This is a genomic window from Streptomyces tauricus, from assembly GCF_014650955.1.
Taxonomy (GTDB): Bacteria; Actinomycetota; Actinomycetes; order Streptomycetales; family Streptomycetaceae; genus Streptomyces; species Streptomyces tauricus.
Genome location: NZ_BMVY01000018.1, coordinates 39,579 through 56,850, shown reverse-complemented (window position 1 = coordinate 56,850; position 17,272 = coordinate 39,579). Strand labels below are relative to the sequence as shown.

General features: G+C 67.7%; 17 protein-coding genes and 2 pseudogenes. 12 read left to right on the top strand and 7 right to left on the bottom strand.

Annotated features, from left to right (window positions below; translation table 11 throughout):
* The first annotated feature begins 247 nt into the window (after positions 1–247).
* From IE278_RS25100 to IE278_RS43235, 3 genes and pseudogenes are all read left to right on the top strand, one after another.
* Positions 248–574 (top strand): plasmid stabilization protein, encoded by a 327-nt coding sequence (locus IE278_RS25100; RefSeq protein ID WP_189774761.1) that lies wholly within the window; start codon positions 248–250, stop codon positions 572–574.
* Between the two features lie 79 nt (positions 575–653).
* Positions 654–881, top strand: a complete 228-nt coding sequence (locus IE278_RS25095; RefSeq protein WP_189775519.1) for a hypothetical protein — start codon at positions 654–656, stop codon at positions 879–881.
* A gap of 82 nt (positions 882–963) precedes the next feature.
* Positions 964–1,291 (top strand): annotated as a pseudogene (locus tag IE278_RS43235) (P-loop NTPase family protein); the annotation flags it as partial.
* 550 nt (positions 1,292–1,841) lie between these two features.
* On the opposite strand, the gene IE278_RS25090 reads toward IE278_RS43235, so the two are convergent.
* Positions 1,842–2,513, bottom strand: coding sequence for a lytic polysaccharide monooxygenase auxiliary activity family 9 protein (locus IE278_RS25090; protein ID WP_490859897.1), 672 nt, complete (start codon positions 2,511–2,513; stop codon positions 1,842–1,844).
* Between the two features lie 157 nt (positions 2,514–2,670).
* Positions 2,671–3,123, bottom strand: a pseudogene (locus IE278_RS25085) (transposase); the annotation flags it as partial.
* Between the two features lie 1,202 nt (positions 3,124–4,325).
* Between IE278_RS25085 and IE278_RS25080 the strand changes: the two are divergent.
* Together IE278_RS25080 and IE278_RS25075 are read left to right on the top strand one after the other, a co-directional pair.
* On the top strand, positions 4,326–4,808 hold the full coding sequence (locus IE278_RS25080) for a hypothetical protein (protein ID WP_213089740.1): 483 nt from the start codon (positions 4,326–4,328) through the stop codon (positions 4,806–4,808).
* 39 nt (positions 4,809–4,847) lie between these two features.
* On the top strand, positions 4,848–5,141 hold the full coding sequence (locus IE278_RS25075) for a hypothetical protein (protein WP_189775517.1): 294 nt from the start codon (positions 4,848–4,850) through the stop codon (positions 5,139–5,141).
* A 411-nt stretch (positions 5,142–5,552) separates the two neighbouring features.
* On the opposite strand, the gene IE278_RS25070 is transcribed toward IE278_RS25075, so the two are convergent.
* Together IE278_RS25070 and IE278_RS25065 are read right to left on the bottom strand one after the other, a co-directional pair.
* Positions 5,553–6,389 carry an SDR family oxidoreductase gene (locus IE278_RS25070; protein ID WP_189775516.1) on the bottom strand — a complete coding sequence of 279 codons (837 nt, stop codon included), beginning with the start codon at positions 6,387–6,389 and terminating at the stop codon, positions 5,553–5,555.
* The gene (locus tag IE278_RS25065; protein WP_189775515.1) at positions 6,346–6,708 is read right to left on the bottom strand and encodes a nuclear transport factor 2 family protein; all 363 of its coding nucleotides are present in this window, start codon (positions 6,706–6,708) and stop codon (positions 6,346–6,348) included. The genes IE278_RS25070 and IE278_RS25065 overlap by 44 nt, the downstream gene beginning before the upstream one ends.
* 78 nt (positions 6,709–6,786) lie before the next feature.
* Between IE278_RS25065 and IE278_RS25060 the strand changes: the two genes are divergently transcribed.
* From IE278_RS25060 to IE278_RS25050, 3 genes are all read left to right on the top strand, one after another.
* The gene (locus tag IE278_RS25060) at positions 6,787–7,581 is read left to right on the top strand and encodes a MerR family transcriptional regulator (RefSeq protein ID WP_189775514.1); all 795 of its coding nucleotides are present in this window, start codon (positions 6,787–6,789) and stop codon (positions 7,579–7,581) included.
* A 228-nt stretch (positions 7,582–7,809) separates the two neighbouring features.
* Positions 7,810–9,564, top strand: a complete 1,755-nt coding sequence (locus IE278_RS25055; protein ID WP_189775513.1) for an endo-1,4-beta-xylanase — start codon at positions 7,810–7,812, stop codon at positions 9,562–9,564.
* Positions 9,565–9,840: 276 nt separating this feature from the next.
* A complete protein-coding gene (locus tag IE278_RS25050) occupies positions 9,841–10,950 on the top strand; it encodes an epoxide hydrolase family protein (RefSeq protein WP_189775512.1) in 1,110 nt (369 codons plus the stop codon).
* 567 nt (positions 10,951–11,517) lie between these two features.
* Here the strand turns inward: IE278_RS25050 and IE278_RS25045 are convergent.
* The gene (locus tag IE278_RS25045) at positions 11,518–12,117 is read right to left on the bottom strand and encodes a TetR/AcrR family transcriptional regulator (protein ID WP_189775511.1); all 600 of its coding nucleotides are present in this window, start codon (positions 12,115–12,117) and stop codon (positions 11,518–11,520) included.
* Between the two features lie 99 nt (positions 12,118–12,216).
* Here IE278_RS25045 and IE278_RS25040 point away from each other — a divergent pair, with 99 nt between their 5' ends.
* On the top strand, positions 12,217–13,371 hold the full coding sequence (locus IE278_RS25040) for an epoxide hydrolase family protein (protein ID WP_189775510.1): 1,155 nt from the start codon (positions 12,217–12,219) through the stop codon (positions 13,369–13,371).
* A 217-nt stretch (positions 13,372–13,588) separates the two neighbouring features.
* Positions 13,589–13,984, top strand: coding sequence for a PPOX class F420-dependent oxidoreductase (locus tag IE278_RS25035; RefSeq protein WP_189775509.1), 396 nt, complete (start codon positions 13,589–13,591; stop codon positions 13,982–13,984).
* Between the two features lie 98 nt (positions 13,985–14,082).
* Here the strand turns inward: IE278_RS25035 and IE278_RS42975 are convergent, their stop codons facing one another.
* Positions 14,083–14,433 carry a transposase gene (locus IE278_RS42975; protein ID WP_373312077.1) on the bottom strand — a complete coding sequence of 117 codons (351 nt, stop codon included), beginning with the start codon at positions 14,431–14,433 and terminating at the stop codon, positions 14,083–14,085.
* A 356-nt stretch (positions 14,434–14,789) separates the two neighbouring features.
* The gene (locus IE278_RS25025) at positions 14,790–15,689 is read right to left on the bottom strand and encodes a helix-turn-helix transcriptional regulator (protein ID WP_189775594.1); all 900 of its coding nucleotides are present in this window, start codon (positions 15,687–15,689) and stop codon (positions 14,790–14,792) included.
* Positions 15,690–15,809: 120 nt separating this feature from the next.
* Between IE278_RS25025 and IE278_RS25020 the strand changes: the two genes are divergently transcribed.
* Positions 15,810–16,499, top strand: a complete 690-nt coding sequence (locus tag IE278_RS25020; protein WP_189775508.1) for a DsbA family protein — start codon at positions 15,810–15,812, stop codon at positions 16,497–16,499.
* Positions 16,496–17,257, top strand: a complete 762-nt coding sequence (locus tag IE278_RS25015; RefSeq protein WP_189775507.1) for a nuclear transport factor 2 family protein — start codon at positions 16,496–16,498, stop codon at positions 17,255–17,257. Before IE278_RS25020 ends, IE278_RS25015 begins: the two co-directional genes overlap by 4 nt.
* Positions 17,258–17,272 lie beyond the last annotated feature (15 nt).

The following is a 17,272-nucleotide window of genomic DNA, read 5'->3' as shown; positions in this document are numbered from 1 at the left end:
CGGCAGGACGCGACCGTGGACCGTGGGGCACAGCCCGGGGACCGCGTCTCGGCTCGCCATGACGATGACGTGCTCAAGGCGTTCTCATCCGTTCGGTTGCCATCTGCTGGCGCACCCGCCGAAACACGGCATCTGATGGAAGCGATCCGCGTCCCGGGATGAGAAGTGGCACCGCGGGTACGCGGAAGGCCATCGAAACGAGGAGAGGATGCGGTCCGAAGCACCCGCGTCCGGTGAGGAGAACGTCATGCCGCAGGGTTCCAACGCGAAGCGTGAGCGTCAGTACGAGCACATCAAGGAGAGCGCCGAGAAGCGCGGCACCTCCACCGGCCGCGCGAAGGAGATCGCGGCACGCACCGTGAACAAGGAGAGGGCACGCTCCGGCGAGTCGAAGACGGCGAGCAAGACATCCACGCAGGACAAGAAGTCCGCCCCGCAGCGCGGCGGCGAGCGCTCCCACAGCGGTGCCCAGGGGCCGACGAAGGACCAGTTGTACGCGGAGGCGAAGAAGCGCGGCATCGACGGCCGTTCGACGATGAACAAACAGCAACTGTCCAAGGCCCTCGGCCGCTGAGCGAAACCGGTCATCAGGAAGCACGCAGGCAAGCCCGCCGCCCCCGGCGGCGGACGCGCCGTCAGAGAGGAGCCACCACATGACCACCCATGACCACGACGCCGGGCACCGGCACCAACCGGCACAGGACGAGCACAAGAAGCACCACCAGCCCAGGACGGCGGCCGGTGAGGTTCTCCACGCGGTGGAGGAAGCCGAGACGACCACAGTGGACGACGGAGAGCGACGTGGCAAGGACCGCGAGGCGGCCGACGCCCTGACCCCCAACGAGAACGCCCAGGACGACGTCCAGCGGCACGAGTCCTGACCACCATTCGCCGCGAGTTCCAGCGCCGACTCGGTGAGATGGCAGCGGGGGCATCCGCGAGAAGTCCGGCCGCGGCCCGGCTCTGGCCGGCCAGGACGATCTTCGCCGCATCGTGCTGCGCGCGCGGGACCGGCCTGGCCCGGCCCGGCGCAGCGAACATCGGTTTGACCGACCTGACGACCCGTTACGCCCTCGATGTGGCTACCACGTTGTGGTCGAAGGCATCCTGTACGCCGACCACTACGGCGAGATGATCGCCCGTTTCGGACCGACCACCGCGGCCCGAAAGCAGACCCTCCCTCACCAAGCCGATCGCCAACGGTGTCGGCGAGCCGCAGTTGCGCGACTGGTACCGGGAGCTTGACCTGCTGGCCGGCGGCCTCGAACCCGTCATCGGCGCCGCCGACATTACCCTGAACGAATCGGCAGGTCAGGGCCCGGACCGTATCGGTGTGTCCGGTCAACGGAGTGCCCTGGCGCTCGCCGGTGCGGACGTTCCACAGGGCGACCGTGCGGTCGTCGCTCCTGGCGCCCGGGTGCGTCCGTCCGGCGAGAAGGCGAGCGCGGCGACGTACAGCCGGCGCCCCGGCGTCAGGGCGCCCGAGTCCTCCACTCGCGTCGGGGGGGGCGGTACCGCCCGCCTCGTCAATAGTCCGGAGTAGCCCGGTGAGCGTGTTCGCGAACTCGGTGTCGTTCTCGACGATCTCTTCGAGATGGTCCTCGACCGTACCTTGTCGACGGGAGTTGACTGGCTGGTCACGGAGTCGGTTGAGCGCATCCGTTCAACTCAACTTGCTATGGCAGTCGCTGTGACCTCACTTCAAATGCGCCCTGGAAGTGCAGGAAGCTCCGTGGGGGCAGGGTGATCAAATGGGTCCCTGCCCCGACGGAGCTCGGTCTGCCGGGCGGTGGGTTACCGGTGCCCAGCAAAGGCCGATACCTTGTGTGGCGCTCCCCGGCTCAGCCGAAGTTCACGTCGCTGCACCACATGTAGGCCTGATCGAGGTGCGATGCCTGCCAGATCACGAACAGGATGTGGTGTCCGGTGTAGCCAGAGGTCTGGATGGGGAACGTGATGTCCTGCGCCGGGGCGAAGCGGCCGGTCTGCGTGATGAAGTCGAGGTTGCCCCAGCCCAGAGTCTGGGTCTGGGGGTTGAAGCCCTGCTTGCTCACGTAGACCTTGAAGTAGTCGGCACCGTGGGATGCCTGGTCGTACAGGTGGACCGAGAAATTGTTGCTGACCGTGGTGGTCTTCCACTGCCCGGGCGTGTTCAGGCTGGCGTTCCTCGACAGGTTGTTGCTACAGAGCGTCCCGTCGGGGGTCTGCGCCTGGAACTGGCCGCCGAGGCCGTCGCGAAGCGCGCTCATCCAGTTCCACATGGTGTCAGGGTTGGCCTGGAAGGCCTGCCAACACATGGGGTCTTCGGTCTGCATGGCCGGGTTCGTGTGGTTGCTGCCCCACGTCTTCCAGCACTGGTACGCGCGGGAGGCGGGGTCGACGATGGTGCCGTGAGCCTGGGCGGGCGCCGACCAGGTCAGTGCGCCAACAACCAAGGCGAACAGCATGACGAGCGCCTGGAGAGGCCGGCGGAGGGACCGCGAACGCCCGGTTAACGGACTCTGGTTGCGCATGTGGGGGACTCCTTCCAGTTACAAGACTGTCATGGGAGCGCTCCCAACGGTACATATGCGGAGCGAAATGTCAATGAAGCGAACGGAGTTGATGACAGGGGCGGGCGGCGAGCAAGGAGTCCACTGGGAGCCGGGAGTCCAAACCGCTCGGGCCGGAAGCGAAGTTGGCCAGCGGGCCGCGCCGTAGCAGAGACCACACGCCTTCCACCAGGTTCAGCTCCGGTGCATGGGAGGGCAGTTGCACGACGGTGAGCCAGTCGTGCTCGACGGCGTACTGGCGCATTCCGACAGCTCGGTGGGTGTTGAGATTGTCCCAGATGAGGACGATGGGGGCCTTGAGCTGGATGTGGGCGCGCACGATCAGGTCGCGGTGATCGGTCCAGGCGAAACTGTTGCGTACCTCCTGGCGGTACTTGTGATGGCGACGCGGCCGGTAGAGCAGCCGGGAGGACTCGCCGGGCCGGTAGCAGCACAGAGCGGCGACCGAGTAACGGCGCCAGGACCGGCCGCGCACCCGCACCATCAGTGTCTGCCCGCGTCGGCCCCAGGTCCGAGCTCGTGCCGCAGTCATCCCGAACCAGGCCTCGTCCTCAAAGACGATGAACGTCCCCCAACGCTTGTCGACGAGGTAGCGGATCGCGTCCAACACCGCACGGTGACGGTGCACCTCCGGCTGCCCGCGCAGCCGGCCGGGCACCGGTAACAGCGACCGGACCTGGCCCCACTGCGCGTCCGTCATGTCCAACGGATACCGCCGAACACGCTCCGGATGACTGGCTGCGTTTCCGAATCCGTGGGCCACACAATCACACGACGCAGACGCCGAGTTGAACTCCACGGCGCGAGCACGCACCACTGCGGCAGCAGGGTCTCCTGGATCTCGGTCGGCTTCGCAACCCCGAGCTACCAAGAGACCCTGCCTTCATGCCCGCGGCCAGCAGCGATCACCGGACCGAGACTCCCGTTCGACGAACACTCCTCAAGCTCGGAACGACAACAGCCGCTCAGACTGCCCGGAGAAGGTAACTGGTGCTGAGTCCGCTGGTGGAGCAGACGATGGTGCTCGATGTTGCGGTGTAAGTGAAGCCCCGTGGGACGGTGCAGGCCCACAGGCCTGTCCTGGGCTGCACTACGTTGTAGAGCGGGGCAAAGCCGCTGGTGGAGCAGGTCGTGGTGTTCGTAACCGAGGTGTAGGTGTAGCCGGCCGGAACCGTACAGGACAAGTAGGCGGGGGACACGTCCGACGAAAGCGAAGCCGACACTTCAGCCGCCGTGGCCGGTGCCTGGGCGGTGCCCGCGGCGCTGGCGCCCCCTGCCATACAGACCTGGAACACGAGTCCGCAGACCAGAGCGACGACCGCCACCATGGCCCCGCGCAGCCGGGTTATCTGTAACCTCATCTGTTCTCCCTCCCGATGGCCGTCTCCGTAGTGGACGGCTACCAGGAAAAGCCTCCTTCACGGCAGTTACTCATGTCTTCGTCATTCCCAGTGAAAACCCCGTTCCATGAGCATGCCATTTCACCCAGACTGACAAGAGCGGTCAGATCGCGATGGGTAGACGGAGACACACGGACGCCCGCCGACGCGCGAGCTGTGGGCACGAGTCGGTTTGGGAACACAGTCGATATGTCCAGTGTGTCGCCGACGTGGAAATCGGTGGTAGTCCGGTGGCGATTGTCGTGTCCGTGTGCCGCCTGTACTGGGAGACCTCAGCCTGCATTCGGACAACGTTCGTCGAGCAGGTCGAGGGGTGCCGGAGCGCTACCAGCGCAGGGCTGCAGCTCTGCAACGGCTCGTAGAAGCTGTCGCGATGGCGCTCGCGGGCTCTGCCGGGGCCCGTTTGCTGACGGTGTGCCGGGACGGCTCCGGCGGCTTCGCCCAGGCCATCCGCGAGGCAGACCCGGCCATACGCGAGCGGTGGCAGCAGGTCCATAGCCTGCTCGGCCGGGCCGTCAGCACGCTCGAGTGCGCACGCCGCCTGGACGTAACACGGAACACGGTCAAGCGTTCCGCACGGCGCAGCGAGCCCGACCGCGTAATCCGTGCCCCCGTCTCTCGGTCCTGCCTCGTCGATCCCTACCGCGACCATCTTCGACAACGCCGTACCGAAGACCCGGCCATTCCCGTCACGCACCTGCTGGCAGAGCTTCGCGAGCAGGGTTACACCGGCAGCGCCAACCTTCTCGTCCGCTACAGCAACCAGGGCGGCGTGGAGTCCGCTCACGCCGCCTCGTCGCCCCGCAAGGTAAGTGGGCTGTTCACCCGCCACCCCAACCGTCTTGACGACAGGTGATCCCTCCTGCGCGAGCAGCTCGCCGCCGCCTGTCCCGAAATGACCGCCCTGGCCGTGCAGGTCACTGCCTTCGCCGCACTGTTCACGCCCGAGCGGACCAACGCGGAACAGTTGACGGCCTGGATCACCCGAACCGGGCTGCCGACCTGCCCTTTCTATGCTCTTTCGCGAACGATCTGGAGCGCGACCGCGCCGCAGTCGACGCCGCCCTCATCCTGTTCCACCACACCGGCCCGCACCGAAGGCGCCAACACCAAGATCAAGTTACTCGAGCGGCTGACATACGGCCGGGCCGGACACGGACTTCTTCACCAACTCGTCCTGCGCATCTGACGTCCCACAGCGCACGATCAACACCTACGAAAACCTTGGAGGAGCCAAGTGAGCGGAGTAACTCGCTTAGTTGCGGCCCCGCTGATCCACGGTCCGGCGGCCTCAGGCCCGTCGCCAGGTTGAAAACGGTTCAGTGTCTGCCTGCCCCAGCTCACGGGTCATCGATACACGTCACGTGGCCCATGCGGCCCGCCATCCGGCGGGGCAGCCTGAGCGCGCGCACGCAAATGACGCGTCTGGAGGTGCGTGGCGCGATCTCGACGACCGGACGAGCGCCGGAAGCGCGTCGACGATGTCGTCGACGCGCTTTTTGGTGTTGTCAAGCAGCGTCTGAGCATTCTCCTTGTGAGGAAGGGGTTCCGTCGTCAGATCGAGCTGTTCGCGAGTGGCTAATCGGAACCGGTGCCTGGCTCAGACGGTCGGGACGGTGCCGCCGTCAATCACGAACTCGGCACCTACGATTGCCGACGCGCGGTCCGAGACCAGGAACCCGACCAGGTCCGCGATTTCCTCGGTGTTCGCGAATCGTCCCAGGGGTACCCCTCCGAGGGAGTCGTAGATGGTCTGCTTGGCTGATTCACGGGTGAGTCCGTTGCCCTCGGCGATCCGGTCCACGAATCTTTCGTACGCTTCGGTTTCGATTCCGCCGGGGCTGATTGCGTTGACCCGTACGCCGCGCGGCGCGAGCTCATTGGCAAGTCCCTTGCTGTATGTGCGCAGCGCGGCCTTCGCTGCCGCGTAAGCCAAGGACGCGTCGTATTGGGGCAGCTCACGCTGGATCGAGGTGAAGTGCAGCACCACGCCCGACCCGGACCCGATCATTGCCGGGAGAAGAGCTCGGTCCAGCCGCACCGCTCCAAGGAGGTTGAGGTTCAGCTCGGTGAGCCACTGGTCATTGGTGATGACCGCGAATCCACCAGACGGCGTCGACGCCCCTCCGACGACGTGCACCAGGATGTCGAGTGTGCCGCCGTCCTCTGCGATGCGAGCGGCCACGGCGTTGGTGCCTTCTGTCGTCAATATGTCCGCTTCGATGAATCGGTCAGGTTGCTCGTAGCCGTCGGGCATCGTTCGTGCCGTCACGTAGACGTCGGCACCCATCTCTCGCAGTCTCTCCACGACGGCCTTGCCCGAGCCCTTCGAACCGCCCGTGACCAGCGCCCGGCGACCGTCGAGGCGATCGCGGTCGGTGACGCGGGTTCGGTCAGGCCGAGTGGTTGGCGATGACGAGTTCGGCGACGAGGTCATCCCGCAACGCGAACCGATAGTCGAGCTCGGCGACGCCCCCCGGGAAGGTGCCCTCGAGCCGCACGGTCACCACCCAGTGGGCGTCATCGACGCGGTGAGCGCCGATCTGCTCGGTGGTGTACTCGAACTCGGACCCGGCGTCCCGCAGGAACGCGTGGGCCTCCTCTCGGCCGCGGACGGTCTCGCCCTGGTCGACGACCACCGCATCCTCGGCGAGGAACGACGAGGCCGTGTCGGCGTCACGGACGACGTGGGCGGCGAGGAACTCACGCACGGTGGTCGGGAGCAGATCGGACGGGAGATCGGTGTGCTGTGTCATGAGTCCACCGTGTGACCTCACGGCGCGGGAGGGTCAAGCCGTGAACTCTCCCCCAGGGGGAGCGTCTAGCATGAGAACGTGCTGACCATCGGGGAGTTCTCGCGGCTGACCCACTTGAGCGTGCGGACCCTGCGTCGGTATCACGAGACGGCCTTGCTGGAACCTGCTGTGGTGGACGAGACCACCGGTTACCGCTACTACGGCGTCGACCAGATTCCGACCGCGCAGGTCATCCACCGGCTCCGCGAGCTCGACGTCCCCCTGAGCGATGTGCAGCGGATCCTGCGAACCCCCGACCCCGGTGTCCGGGCGGCCCTGGTCGCGGACCACCTGCAACGCCTCGAGGACGTGCTCGACCGCACCCGTGCTGCGGTCGTGTCGCTGCGCCGGCTGCTCCAGCCCGACCCCGCACCGATCGACGTCGAGCTGCGTGCGGAGCCCGCCCAGACGGTCGCGGCGGTGGAGGCCGTGGTCGAGCATCGCGACGTCCCGACCTGGTACGCGGGCGCGATGGCCGAATTGGAGGCGGTCATCGGCGCCGCCGCGACCGGACCGCCGGGCGGCAGCTACGACAACGCCCTCTTCGAGCAGGAGCGCGGTCACGCGGTCGTCTACCTGCCGACCGCTGCGCCACCTCGCAGCGGACGCGTACACCCCGCGACTCTGCCGGCCGCGGAACTGGTCGTCACCACCCACGCCGGCGAGCACGACGGCATCGAGGTCACGTACGGCAAACTCGGGACCTGGGTGATGGAGAACGCCATGTCGGTGGCCGGGCCGGTGCGGGAGGTCTACGTCGTCGGCCCTCGTGACACAAGCGATCCCGCTGCCTGGCGCACCGAGATCGGCTGGCCGGTCTTTCGCGTCACCTGAGGCGGTCAGTGCGGTGCTGAGTGTTGCAACGACGGGGCCGACGCCTTGCCGGCTCCACAAAAGTTGTTGATCATCCGACTGTTGGCGTGTCTGCTCGTTGGTCTGGTCGTGGGGAACCGTTAAGAACTGCGAATGATCGCTGACAAGGCCGCCGTACCTCATGTGTGATGAACTGTGGCCCGGTTTCGAGACGTTGACCTCGTCTCGAACAAGAGAGTGGGAGAGATCGTGGACCTTGGTGGGGGGACGTGGCAGCGGCTGGCCGCCGTGGCGCTCGTCATGGCGGTGGCGGCCGGGTGTACGGGGCAGGGCGAAGGCGCGGGCGGCGGAAACGACGAAGACCTGCTGCGGAACCACGACTGGACACAGATGCCGGGCACCACCGCGCGGAACGACATCCTTCGGGTCAGCGCATTGGATCGGCACATCGTGGAGCAGGACTCCTCCGGCGGCCGGCCCAACCCCCCGCTGAACCTGGCCGGCCCGCATCTCAGGTCCGGTGGCGACTTCACCGTCACCGCGCGCATGTCCGGTGTGGGTGACGATGCCGGCGGCTCATGGCTGCGGCTGTACGGACGGGTACCGGTCATCTACGACGAGTGGCGGCAGGAGCGTCCCTCACTCCGCGTCGGCGTGACCGCCGACGGACAAGTGAAGGTACAGATATGGGACGGCGAGGGCGATGAGCCGGCCACCTCCAAGGATTTCGACTGCGACTGCTCCGGGACGGTAACGCTCGCCTTGTCGAGCATCGGTGACACCTTCCGCGTGGAAGCCGACGGGCGGCGGCTGGGAACCGTGCAGGACCCGGGGGTGTTCGCCGAGGGCACTGTCTGGTTCGGTCTGGAGGCGGACGCGGAGGCGGACGCGGGCGAAGACGAGCGCCGCGAGGGATGGCGTCTGACGCGGCTGACCGCGCGGGCAGAGAGCGGTGACTCGCTCCGCGTGATCAAGGCGCCGCAGCTACGCCAGGAGCAGTCCGACGACTCGCTGCGTGCGCGGGCCGCAGACGTGGGGCGGCCGTTCGACGTCGGCACCGCCCTGGCCGAGAACCCGCTGCTCACCGACTCACGCTACCGGGCGCTCGCGGGGAGCCAGTTCTCCATGCTCACTCCGGAGAACGCGTTCAAGCCGCAGTTCCTCCACCCACGCCGGGGCGTCTACGACTTCCGCGACGCGGACCTACTCGTACGCTTCGCCCGCGCGAACGACATGAAGGTGCACGCGCACACCCTCGTCTGGCACGAGGCTCTGCCCAACTGGATGCGGGAGAACGACGACCCCGAGGAGGTGCGCCGGACCATGCTCCGGCACATCGCCATGGTCGCCGGGCACTTCAAGGGAAAGGTCGCGGAATGGGATGTGGTCAACGAGCCCATGTCCGACGACGAGGAGAGTTACACCAACGGGGATCTCGGTCTGCGCTCCGAGCAGAGCCCGTGGTTCGAGGCCATGGGCGAGGAGTACATCGACGAGGCGTTCAGGGCCGCCCACCGGGCCGATCCGAAGGCACGGCTGTTCCTCAACGAGTACGGGGTCGAGGAGGAAGGCGAGCGGTGGGACGCCCTTTACGATCTGGTCACGCGGCTCAAGGAACGCGGCGTACCGATCGACGGCGTGGGTTTCCAGAACCATGAGTACGAACCCGGCGACCGCATCGACCCGGAGACCTTCCGCAGCCATGTGCGGGATCTGGCGGGGCTCGGGGTTCAGGCACGGGTGTCGGAGATGGACGTCCCCATAGGTGAGGACGAGGAGGACGGACGGCAGACCCAGGCTGATGAGATGGCGGGCAAGCTGCGGGTCTGCCTGGAGGAGCCGAACTGCACATCGTTCTCCACATGGGGATTCACCGACCGGTACGGTTCCACCGCCGACACCAAGGTCTATCCTCCGCGCACGGCCGATTCCCTGCCGTGGGACGCGGCCCTGCGGCCGAAGCCGGCGTACGAGCGCCTGCTCGAGGCTTTTGACGAGGTGTGAGGAATCGGGGAGCTGCATGACGGGCGGCTGTCACGTTCCGGCTCCGAACCCATTCAATGATCTCAAGAACGGGAGCGTGCAAACTCTCGTAGTGCAACAGCGCTATCGGATCGGTCGTCAGTACGCGGTCGACGAGGCTGTCGCAGCTCTCGGGGGCGGCGATGTCCAGACGGGTTTCAGCTTTCTCACGAAGGACAGCGTTGACAACACCGGTGCCGTCACGATCTACCCGTCGAGCTACTCAAGACACAGGACCTACGAAAGGGAAAGGGTTCCATGGCCAGCGCCGAACACAGCCCAGCCGCCGTTGGACCAGCGGTTCTCGATGACCTGCGCGCACGACTCCGTGCATTTCGGCCGGTGGCCCTCCCGTTCGCCAATGGATGGCAGCGTGGAGTCGACCTGGAGTATCTGGCCGAACTGGCCCATCACTGGGCCGATTCCTATGACTGGCGAGAACATGAAGCCGAGATCCGCGCGCTGCCCTGGGTGCTCACGGGCGCGGAAAGGACGCCCGTTCGAGCCGTGCATCTGACAGCGGCCGGCAGCGACCCGGTCGCGGTGCTGCTGCTCCATGGCTGGCCTGATTCGGTTCTGCGGTTCAGGAAGCTCCTTCCGCTCTTGTCCGACCTGAATCTGATCATCCCCGCTCTGCCCGGCTTCCCCTTCGCCGCACCAGTTGAGCAACTCGGGATGTCGTCGCCCGCGATGGCGGAAGTAATCGCCGATGCGATGGCAGAACTGGGGTACAACCGCTACGTGATCTCCGCCGGTGACGTCGGGTGTGACGTGGCCGAGGCACTGGCTGCTGCTTATCCTGAGCGGGTCGCGGCCCTGCACCTGACCGACGTCTCCCAGTACCACTTCCTGGTTGATCCGCCGCAAGACCTGACCGACGCGGAACGTGCCTACATTCAGCACGGCCGACACTGGCAAGCGTCCGAAGGCGGTTACATGCACGAACAGTCGACCAAGCCCACCACACTCGCAGTCGGGCTCGGCGACTCCCCCATGGCTCTGGCTGCGTGGATCCTGGAGAAACTGCACACGTGGACCGATTGCGGTGGCAACGTGGAGAGCGTCTTCACCCGTGATGAGTTGCTCACCTGGATCACCGCGTATTGGGTCACCGGCGCCATCGGCACCTCATTCACGCCGTATGCGGAGAGCGGGCTGAAACCACCAGGCCGTATCAGCGCGCCGACTGCCTTCACCATCTTCCCGAAGGATCTCGTCAACGCGCCTCGTGAGTTCGCGGCCCGGTTCTTCGACGTCCGATCCTGGACCGAGTACTCCGCCGGCGGCCACTTCGCGGCGTGGGAGCGCCCGAAAGAGTACGCGGCAGGTGTGCGAACAGCAGTCGATCTCGCCCGCTTCGCGGGATGACTCCACTTCCTCGGTGACGAGGTCCGGCATCGGGGTGTCCGGTGTCCGGCGTCCGCGATGATCTCGCCGTCGGTGCGGGAGCGCATGTCGTCGTCGACCTGGGTCCAGGGGCCAGTCGTGTAGTTGCGTACTTGGCCGGTGGTGTCCGGGTCACTGGTGACGCTCTGCGTGTTGGTGGCGCCGGGGCCGGGGCTCCAGGCCTGCGACGCGGCCATGCCGGTGGCGATCTCGGTGGCGCCCACCAGCCTGACGCCGTCGGCGGACAACTGGCTGGTCTGCCCGCAGAGGCCGCCGTGCGCATCCTGGACCCGGGGGGGCCGACGGGCTGCAGGAACGTACGCGCTGCGGCCCTGCGGCCGGCCACGGAGTGCGCGGCCGCCCTGCGATCGCGCGGACAGGCCGCGCGATCGCTCACGGTTGTGGTGTCGATGGCCGACCGGCGGGAGTTCCCCACCGCTACCTGACGACCGCCGGTATCACGCACCGGAAGCCGTACTCACCCCGGCAGCGGCCGCCGTTGAACCCCGGTGTCGTGCCGGGTCGGTGGCGAAGCGCGGACAAGCGGCGTCAAGCAGAGCGCATGGGTTCTCCGTCTGGTTGCAGGTCGGCGTGGCGCAGTCCGGCCAGCGCCACGGCCAGGGCGCGCCGCCACCGGTCGGGGTCCTGTTGCCGTGAGGCGTCCATCACGGCGCCCACCATGAGGTGCACGGCTTCGAGGTCGTCGGAGGTCACCCCCGGCGGCAACTGGCCTGCGCCGACCGCGCGTTCGATGAGCTGCGCGGCCAGTTCCGCGATGCGGGCACAGCCCTGGGCCAGGCGGGCGGTCCCCTGCTGGTCGCCGCGCAGCAGTTCACCCAAGGCGCGGTTGCCGGCTTCGAGTTCGAACTGCCGCTCCATGAACCAGGTGAGGCCGCTCCACGGGTCGTCACTCCGGCACGCCTGCTGGGCAAGGGCGACCACGGCATCGACGTGCTCGGCGAACAGGGCGTCCACGAGATCCTGGCGGTCGGGGAAGCGGCGGTACAGGGTGCCCATCCCGCTTCCGGCCGCGCGGGCGATCTCCTCGTACGGCACCCGCAGCCCGTCGCGGGCCATGAGCTCACGTGCCGTCTCCAGCAGGCGCTGCCGGTTGCGCTCGGCGTCACGGCGCAAGGGGCGTTCGGTCATGCGGCCGACTCTATCAAGTGGAAGCCACCCTCTTAAGTTGAAGAACTATTCCACTTCATGGTTGGGTAGCACCACCTGCACCACCAGAAGGAGACCCTCATGTCCACGCTGCCCACGGCGGTCGAAGCCTTCCCGATCGCCGTCGACGAGCGGGAACTCGACCAACTCGCCCGCCGGCTGGCCGATACACGCTGGCCGGACCGCGAGACCGGCCCCGACCAGGGCCCGGAACTGGAGCGCATCCGCGCACTCTGCGCACACTGGGCCACCGACTACGACTGGCGCCGCTGCGAGAAGGACATCAACGACATCGGGTCCTTCCATACCGTGCTGGACGGCGTCGGCGTGCACTTCCTGCACGCCCGTTCGCCCGAGCCGTCGGCAATGCCGCTCCTGCTGTGCCACGGCTGGCCCGGGTCCGTCCTGGAGTTCCGCCACATGGTCGGGCGGCTGACCGATCCCGTCGCGCACGGCGCCCGGGCCGAGGACGCCTTCCACGTCGTGATCCCCTCCATGCCCGGCTTCGGCTTCTCCGACAAGCCGACCGCCACCGGGTGGGGTGTTTCCCGTACAGCCGCTGCCTGGATCGAGCTCATGGACCGCCTCGGCTACCGCGAGTGGGCCGCCCAGGGCGGCGACTGGGGATCGGCGGTCGTCGAGGCGATCAGCCGCAAGGCACCCGAGGGGTTCCTCGGCATGCACGTCAACCTGCCGCTGGTCTTCCCCACCGCCCAGGAGATCCAGGAGGCGACACCCGACGAGCAACTCATGCTGGACAAGGCGGAGCACTACCGGAACGTGCTCGACGGCTACTCCCGTGAGCAGGCCACCCGGCCGCAGTCCATCGGTTACTCCCTTGCCGACTCACCCGTCGGACTGGCCGCCCGGATCTACACCCTCTTCCAGGACGTCACCGACAGCGAGGGCAACCCCGAGGCGGTCGTCCCGCGCGACGAGATCCTGGACGACATCATGATGTACTGGCTGCCCAACGCGGGCCCCTCCTCCGCACGCCTGTACTGGGAGGCACGCCGTGAACCGGGAGACGTACCCGAGCCCAACCCCACGCCGGCCGGGTTCAGCATCTTCCCCGGCGAGGCCGTGCAGGCATCGCGCCGTTGGATCGAGCAGCGTTACTCCCATGTCCTGCACTACCGCCGACTCGATCGCGGAGGACACTTCGCGGCTCTTGAACAGCCTGCCGTGCTGACCGACGAGATCCGCACCACCTTCCGCTCATTGCGCCGCGCATGAATCAGCCCGGCCCTCGCCCTCCGCGAGGCATGCGGCGGCGCCACCGCGCCCCGGCCGATCCACCGCGCGGTCCGTCCGGGCAACCGCAGCCGGCAACCGACAGCCCCGCGCGGATTTCCACACGTCATACCGAACGGCAGATCAAGAGCCGTTGATCAGTCACGCGATTCCCCACCCATGAACCCACACCCATGAATGAGAAGGCGGCGTCTTCATCATGCCTCTGCCGAATGACCTGCTCGAGGTGCTGCGCTCCCCAGCCCTGTGTTTCCTGACCACCCTCATGCCGGACGGCTCTCCTCAGATCACGCAGACCTGGGTGGACACGGATGGGGAGAACATCGTCATCAACACGGTGAGCACCCATCAGAAGATGCGCAATGTCGAGCGTGATCCTCGTGTCGCCGTGGCTGTGGCCGACCCGACCACCCCGTCCCGCTACTGGGCGGTCCGGGGCCATGTCACGGCCTCTGACACGGAGGGCGCCCGGGAGCACATCGACAAGCTGGCCCACAAGTACCTGGGCCGTCCTTATCCGGGGTTCGGCGGCAGCAGCCAACAGCGTGTCACTCTGATCATCGGCGTCGACAAACTGCACACACCCCGTCGTTGATTCATCGGTGTCCCCGGTGGTCGTCGGTGTCGGGCATCCCAGGGGCTTCACTCGCCTCTCACGCCAATTACCGGACCGGCACCGCAGGTAGAAACGGCTTACCGTCCCGACGACCACGTGTCGTATGCGTGCTGCGCCGTCAGGACGTGGTCGCTGTGCTCGACCGTCCAGCCGTACAGGCGGCTCTTCGTCCAAGTCGAGCGGAATCCGCCGTCGCGACGCTGCACGACCTGCACGACCTGCACGACCTGCACGATGATGCCGGTGGCAGCCCAGGAGAACAGCACTGCCGCGCCATCATCGCCAACGCCCGCCGGGCTCACGCAGGCCTCCATGATGGTGCAGCGGGTATCGACGAGCAGGTGGCGCTTGATGCCGCTGACCTTCTTGCCGCCGTCGTACCCGTGCGGGCCACCGCGTTCGCCGGCCCTCACACTCTGACTGTCCACGATGGCCGCGGGAGTCGGAACGGCCGGCGTTCGCTCGGCCGCAACAGCGCCAGGCCCGCCGCGGAAAGGGTGCGGCCGAGGCAGCGCGCCAGTGACCGGCGCACTGCATCGCCCCCGCCCTGCTCCACCACGGCGACACCGACCTGACGGGCTGGGCCTGCCGGCGGCGGCGCACAGCGCTTGAAGCGCTCTTTGTCGAGCGCGGCCTGGCCGCGCCGCTGACGCCGTGCCCGTCGACCACCGACGCGGCCATCGCCGCGCAGTGACTGGCGTGGACGGCGGCCGGGCCGGAGGGTCTGTCTGTACGTCGTCTACCTCGCCGGGAACGTGCGGGGTGCCACGGCCGGACAGATGCCTCACCTCGGGGTGTGCCCGCGGACCGTTTCGCGGAAAGTGATCGGGGTCTGGCCGGTGCGCTGGTGGAAGTACTTGCTGAAGTGGGTGGCGCTGGAGAAGCCGAGGCGGTCGGCGATTCGGGCGGCACTGTGATCGCTGTGGGCCAGGAGGCGCTTGGCTTCGAGGACGACGCGGCGGTCGATGAACTCCTTGGCGCCCAGGCCGACTGAGGCGAGGGTGGCGCGCGCGAGGGTGCGGGCCGAGTAGCCGAGCGCGTCGGCGTAGTCCTCGACCCGACGGGTGCGGGCGAAGTCCCTTTCCACCGCGTCACGGAAGCGCAGGTAGATGGTGTCGGGTTCGGGAGCGGGGCTGCCGACCGGTGCGGTGAGGTGGGCCAGGCGCAGGACCAGGACGGCCAGCAGGTGGCGCAGGGCCGCGGTGTGGATCTCCAGGGGCAGGCGTCCGAGGGCATGGAACTCGGCGGCGAGATGGTCGGCGGCCAGGCGAAGGGCCCGGGCGTCCTCGGGCAGAGGTCGGCGCAGGATCGGCGCGTGCGGGTCCTCCACGTGGGCGCCGGCGGTGGTGGCCGGATCGAGGAAGTCCTGGCGGAACAGGATCAGGGTGCCCTCGGCGTGGGTGAGGTCGCCCCACTGCTGCACCTGGCCGGGGCGGACCCACAGCCAGGAGCCGGGTTCGAGGGCGTAAGCGGTGAAGTCGACCGTGTGCCAGAGGGTTCCGCCGGTGAGGGTGATCAGGTGGTGGAAGTCCGGACGCTGGGGGGCCATGAGCCGCTCGACCGATACGCGGTGGCGCAGGTCGGCAAGGGGCAGCACTTCGACGCCGGCGGGGGTGCCGACGGGCGCCGCGAAGGAGATCTCCTTGATCCCGCGGCGGTCGGCATCATGTCGGTTTTTGACCATCATCAGTCGCCAGCGTATCCGATTCGGCCTGTTCAGCGACTCTAGCGTGGAGCTGTCAGCTCATCCGGCACAGGTCGATGTCGGAAAGCAGTAAGAGAGCGGTAGGAGAGGAGGAGTGTGATGCTTTCGTCGGAGCGGGCCTGCCTGACGTACGCCTTCGACGCGTACTGCGCCTGGTGCTACGGCTTCGGCCCCGTTGTGCGGGCCTTCGCCGAGGACAACGCTCACCGCATCCGGCTCAGCGTCGTGTCGGCCGGCCTCTACACCGGCGCCCGCGCGCTGCCGGTGGCGGCCTATCCGCACCTGCCGGCCGAACGCGGCACCATCACGCGGCTGACCGGAGTCGCCTTCGGCACGGGCTACGACCGTGCCGTGTCGCGGGGGACGACCGTGCTCGACTCCACCGACGCGGCGGCGGGGCTGGCCGCGCTGCGCGAGCAGGCAGGAATCAGCGAACTGGACGCGGCCGAGGCCTTGCAGCGGGCGTGGTTCGTCGACGGCCGCAGCCTGTCCGACGTAGAGGTCTACCGGGGCATAGCCGGCGAGCTCGGCCTGGACGTGGACGCGGTGACCGCGGCATACACCTCCCCCGCCGGCCGGACGCAGGCGCGCGCCGACTTCCGCACGGTGCGCCGCCTGCGCGTCCTCTGCTACCCGACACTGCTGCTGGCCACCGCGCACGGTGCCGACCAGCTGGGTGGCGCAGCCTCCACCGCCGCCTCCCTGACCTCCGCACTCGACCAGCGGCTGACCACGCCCATCCCCCAAGTCCCCATCCATGAAATGCCCTTGCGAGGAGAATCGTCATGAGCAACGCCAAGAACACCGTCCTGACCGCGGCCGGCGAACTGTTCGGCCAGAAGGACCCGGGCGCGGTGGACCGCTGGGTCGCCGCCGGCTACACCCAGCACAGCACTCTGGCCGCCGACGGCCCCGAGGCCTTGCGCCGGCTGGTCGCGGGCCTGCCGGAAGGCTTCCGCTACGAAAGCGCCCGAGTGATCGCCGACGGCGACCTGGTCGCCCTGCACGGCACGTATCACGGCTTCGGGCCCGACCCGCTGGTCGCCTTCGACATCTTCCGCGTCGACGCCGACGGCAAGCTTGCCGAGCACTGGGACGCGCTGACCCCGATGGTCACCGGCACCGCCTCCGGGCGCTCGCAGACCGATGGCCCCGCCGAGGTCACCGCGCCCGAACAGACCGAGGCCAACCGGGCCCTGGTCGCCGAGTTCGCGCAGAAGGTCCTGGTCGGCGCCGACTACTCGGTGCTCACCGAGTACATCTCCACCGAGACGTACAACCAGCACAACCCGGAGGCCGCCGACGGCCTCGACGGCTTCGGCGCCGCTGCCGCGAAGTGGGCCGAGCAGGGTAAGAACCTCGTCTACAAGACCGTCCACAAGGTCATCGCCGAGGGCGAGTTCGTTCTGCTCCAGTCCGAGGGCGAGTTCGGCGTCCCCGTCGCGTACTACGACCTCTTCCGCGTCCACGGCGGCAAGATCGTCGAGCACTGGGACGTCATCTCCCCCATCCCGGCCGAGCTGCCCCACGGCAACGACCTGTTCTGAGAGTCGCGCACCGCC

Excerpts from the sequence above, each read along its gene's own strand:
- IE278_RS25100 (WP_189774761.1), top strand. The coding sequence starts at position 248 with ATGCCGCAGGGTTCCAACGCGAAGCGTGAGCGTCAGTACGAGCACATC.
- IE278_RS25095 (WP_189775519.1), top strand. The coding sequence starts at position 654 with ATGACCACCCATGACCACGACGCCGGGCACCGGCACCAACCGGCACAG.
- IE278_RS25090 (WP_490859897.1), bottom strand. The coding sequence starts at position 2,513 with ATGCGCAACCAGAGTCCGTTAACCGGGCGTTCGCGGTCCCTCCGCCGG.
- IE278_RS25080 (WP_213089740.1), top strand. The coding sequence starts at position 4,326 with ATGGCGCTCGCGGGCTCTGCCGGGGCCCGTTTGCTGACGGTGTGCCGG.
- IE278_RS25075 (WP_189775517.1), top strand. The coding sequence starts at position 4,848 with ATGACCGCCCTGGCCGTGCAGGTCACTGCCTTCGCCGCACTGTTCACG.
- IE278_RS25070 (WP_189775516.1), bottom strand. The coding sequence starts at position 6,389 with ATGACCTCGTCGCCGAACTCGTCATCGCCAACCACTCGGCCTGACCGA.
- IE278_RS25065 (WP_189775515.1), bottom strand. The coding sequence starts at position 6,708 with ATGACACAGCACACCGATCTCCCGTCCGATCTGCTCCCGACCACCGTG.
- IE278_RS25050 (WP_189775512.1), top strand. The coding sequence starts at position 9,841 with ATGGCCAGCGCCGAACACAGCCCAGCCGCCGTTGGACCAGCGGTTCTC.
- IE278_RS25045 (WP_189775511.1), bottom strand. The coding sequence starts at position 12,117 with ATGACCGAACGCCCCTTGCGCCGTGACGCCGAGCGCAACCGGCAGCGC.
- IE278_RS25040 (WP_189775510.1), top strand. The coding sequence starts at position 12,217 with ATGTCCACGCTGCCCACGGCGGTCGAAGCCTTCCCGATCGCCGTCGAC.
- IE278_RS25035 (WP_189775509.1), top strand. The coding sequence starts at position 13,589 with ATGCCTCTGCCGAATGACCTGCTCGAGGTGCTGCGCTCCCCAGCCCTG.
- IE278_RS25025 (WP_189775594.1), bottom strand. The coding sequence starts at position 15,689 with ATGGTCAAAAACCGACATGATGCCGACCGCCGCGGGATCAAGGAGATC.
- IE278_RS25020 (WP_189775508.1), top strand. The coding sequence starts at position 15,810 with ATGCTTTCGTCGGAGCGGGCCTGCCTGACGTACGCCTTCGACGCGTAC.
- IE278_RS25015 (WP_189775507.1), top strand. The coding sequence starts at position 16,496 with ATGAGCAACGCCAAGAACACCGTCCTGACCGCGGCCGGCGAACTGTTC.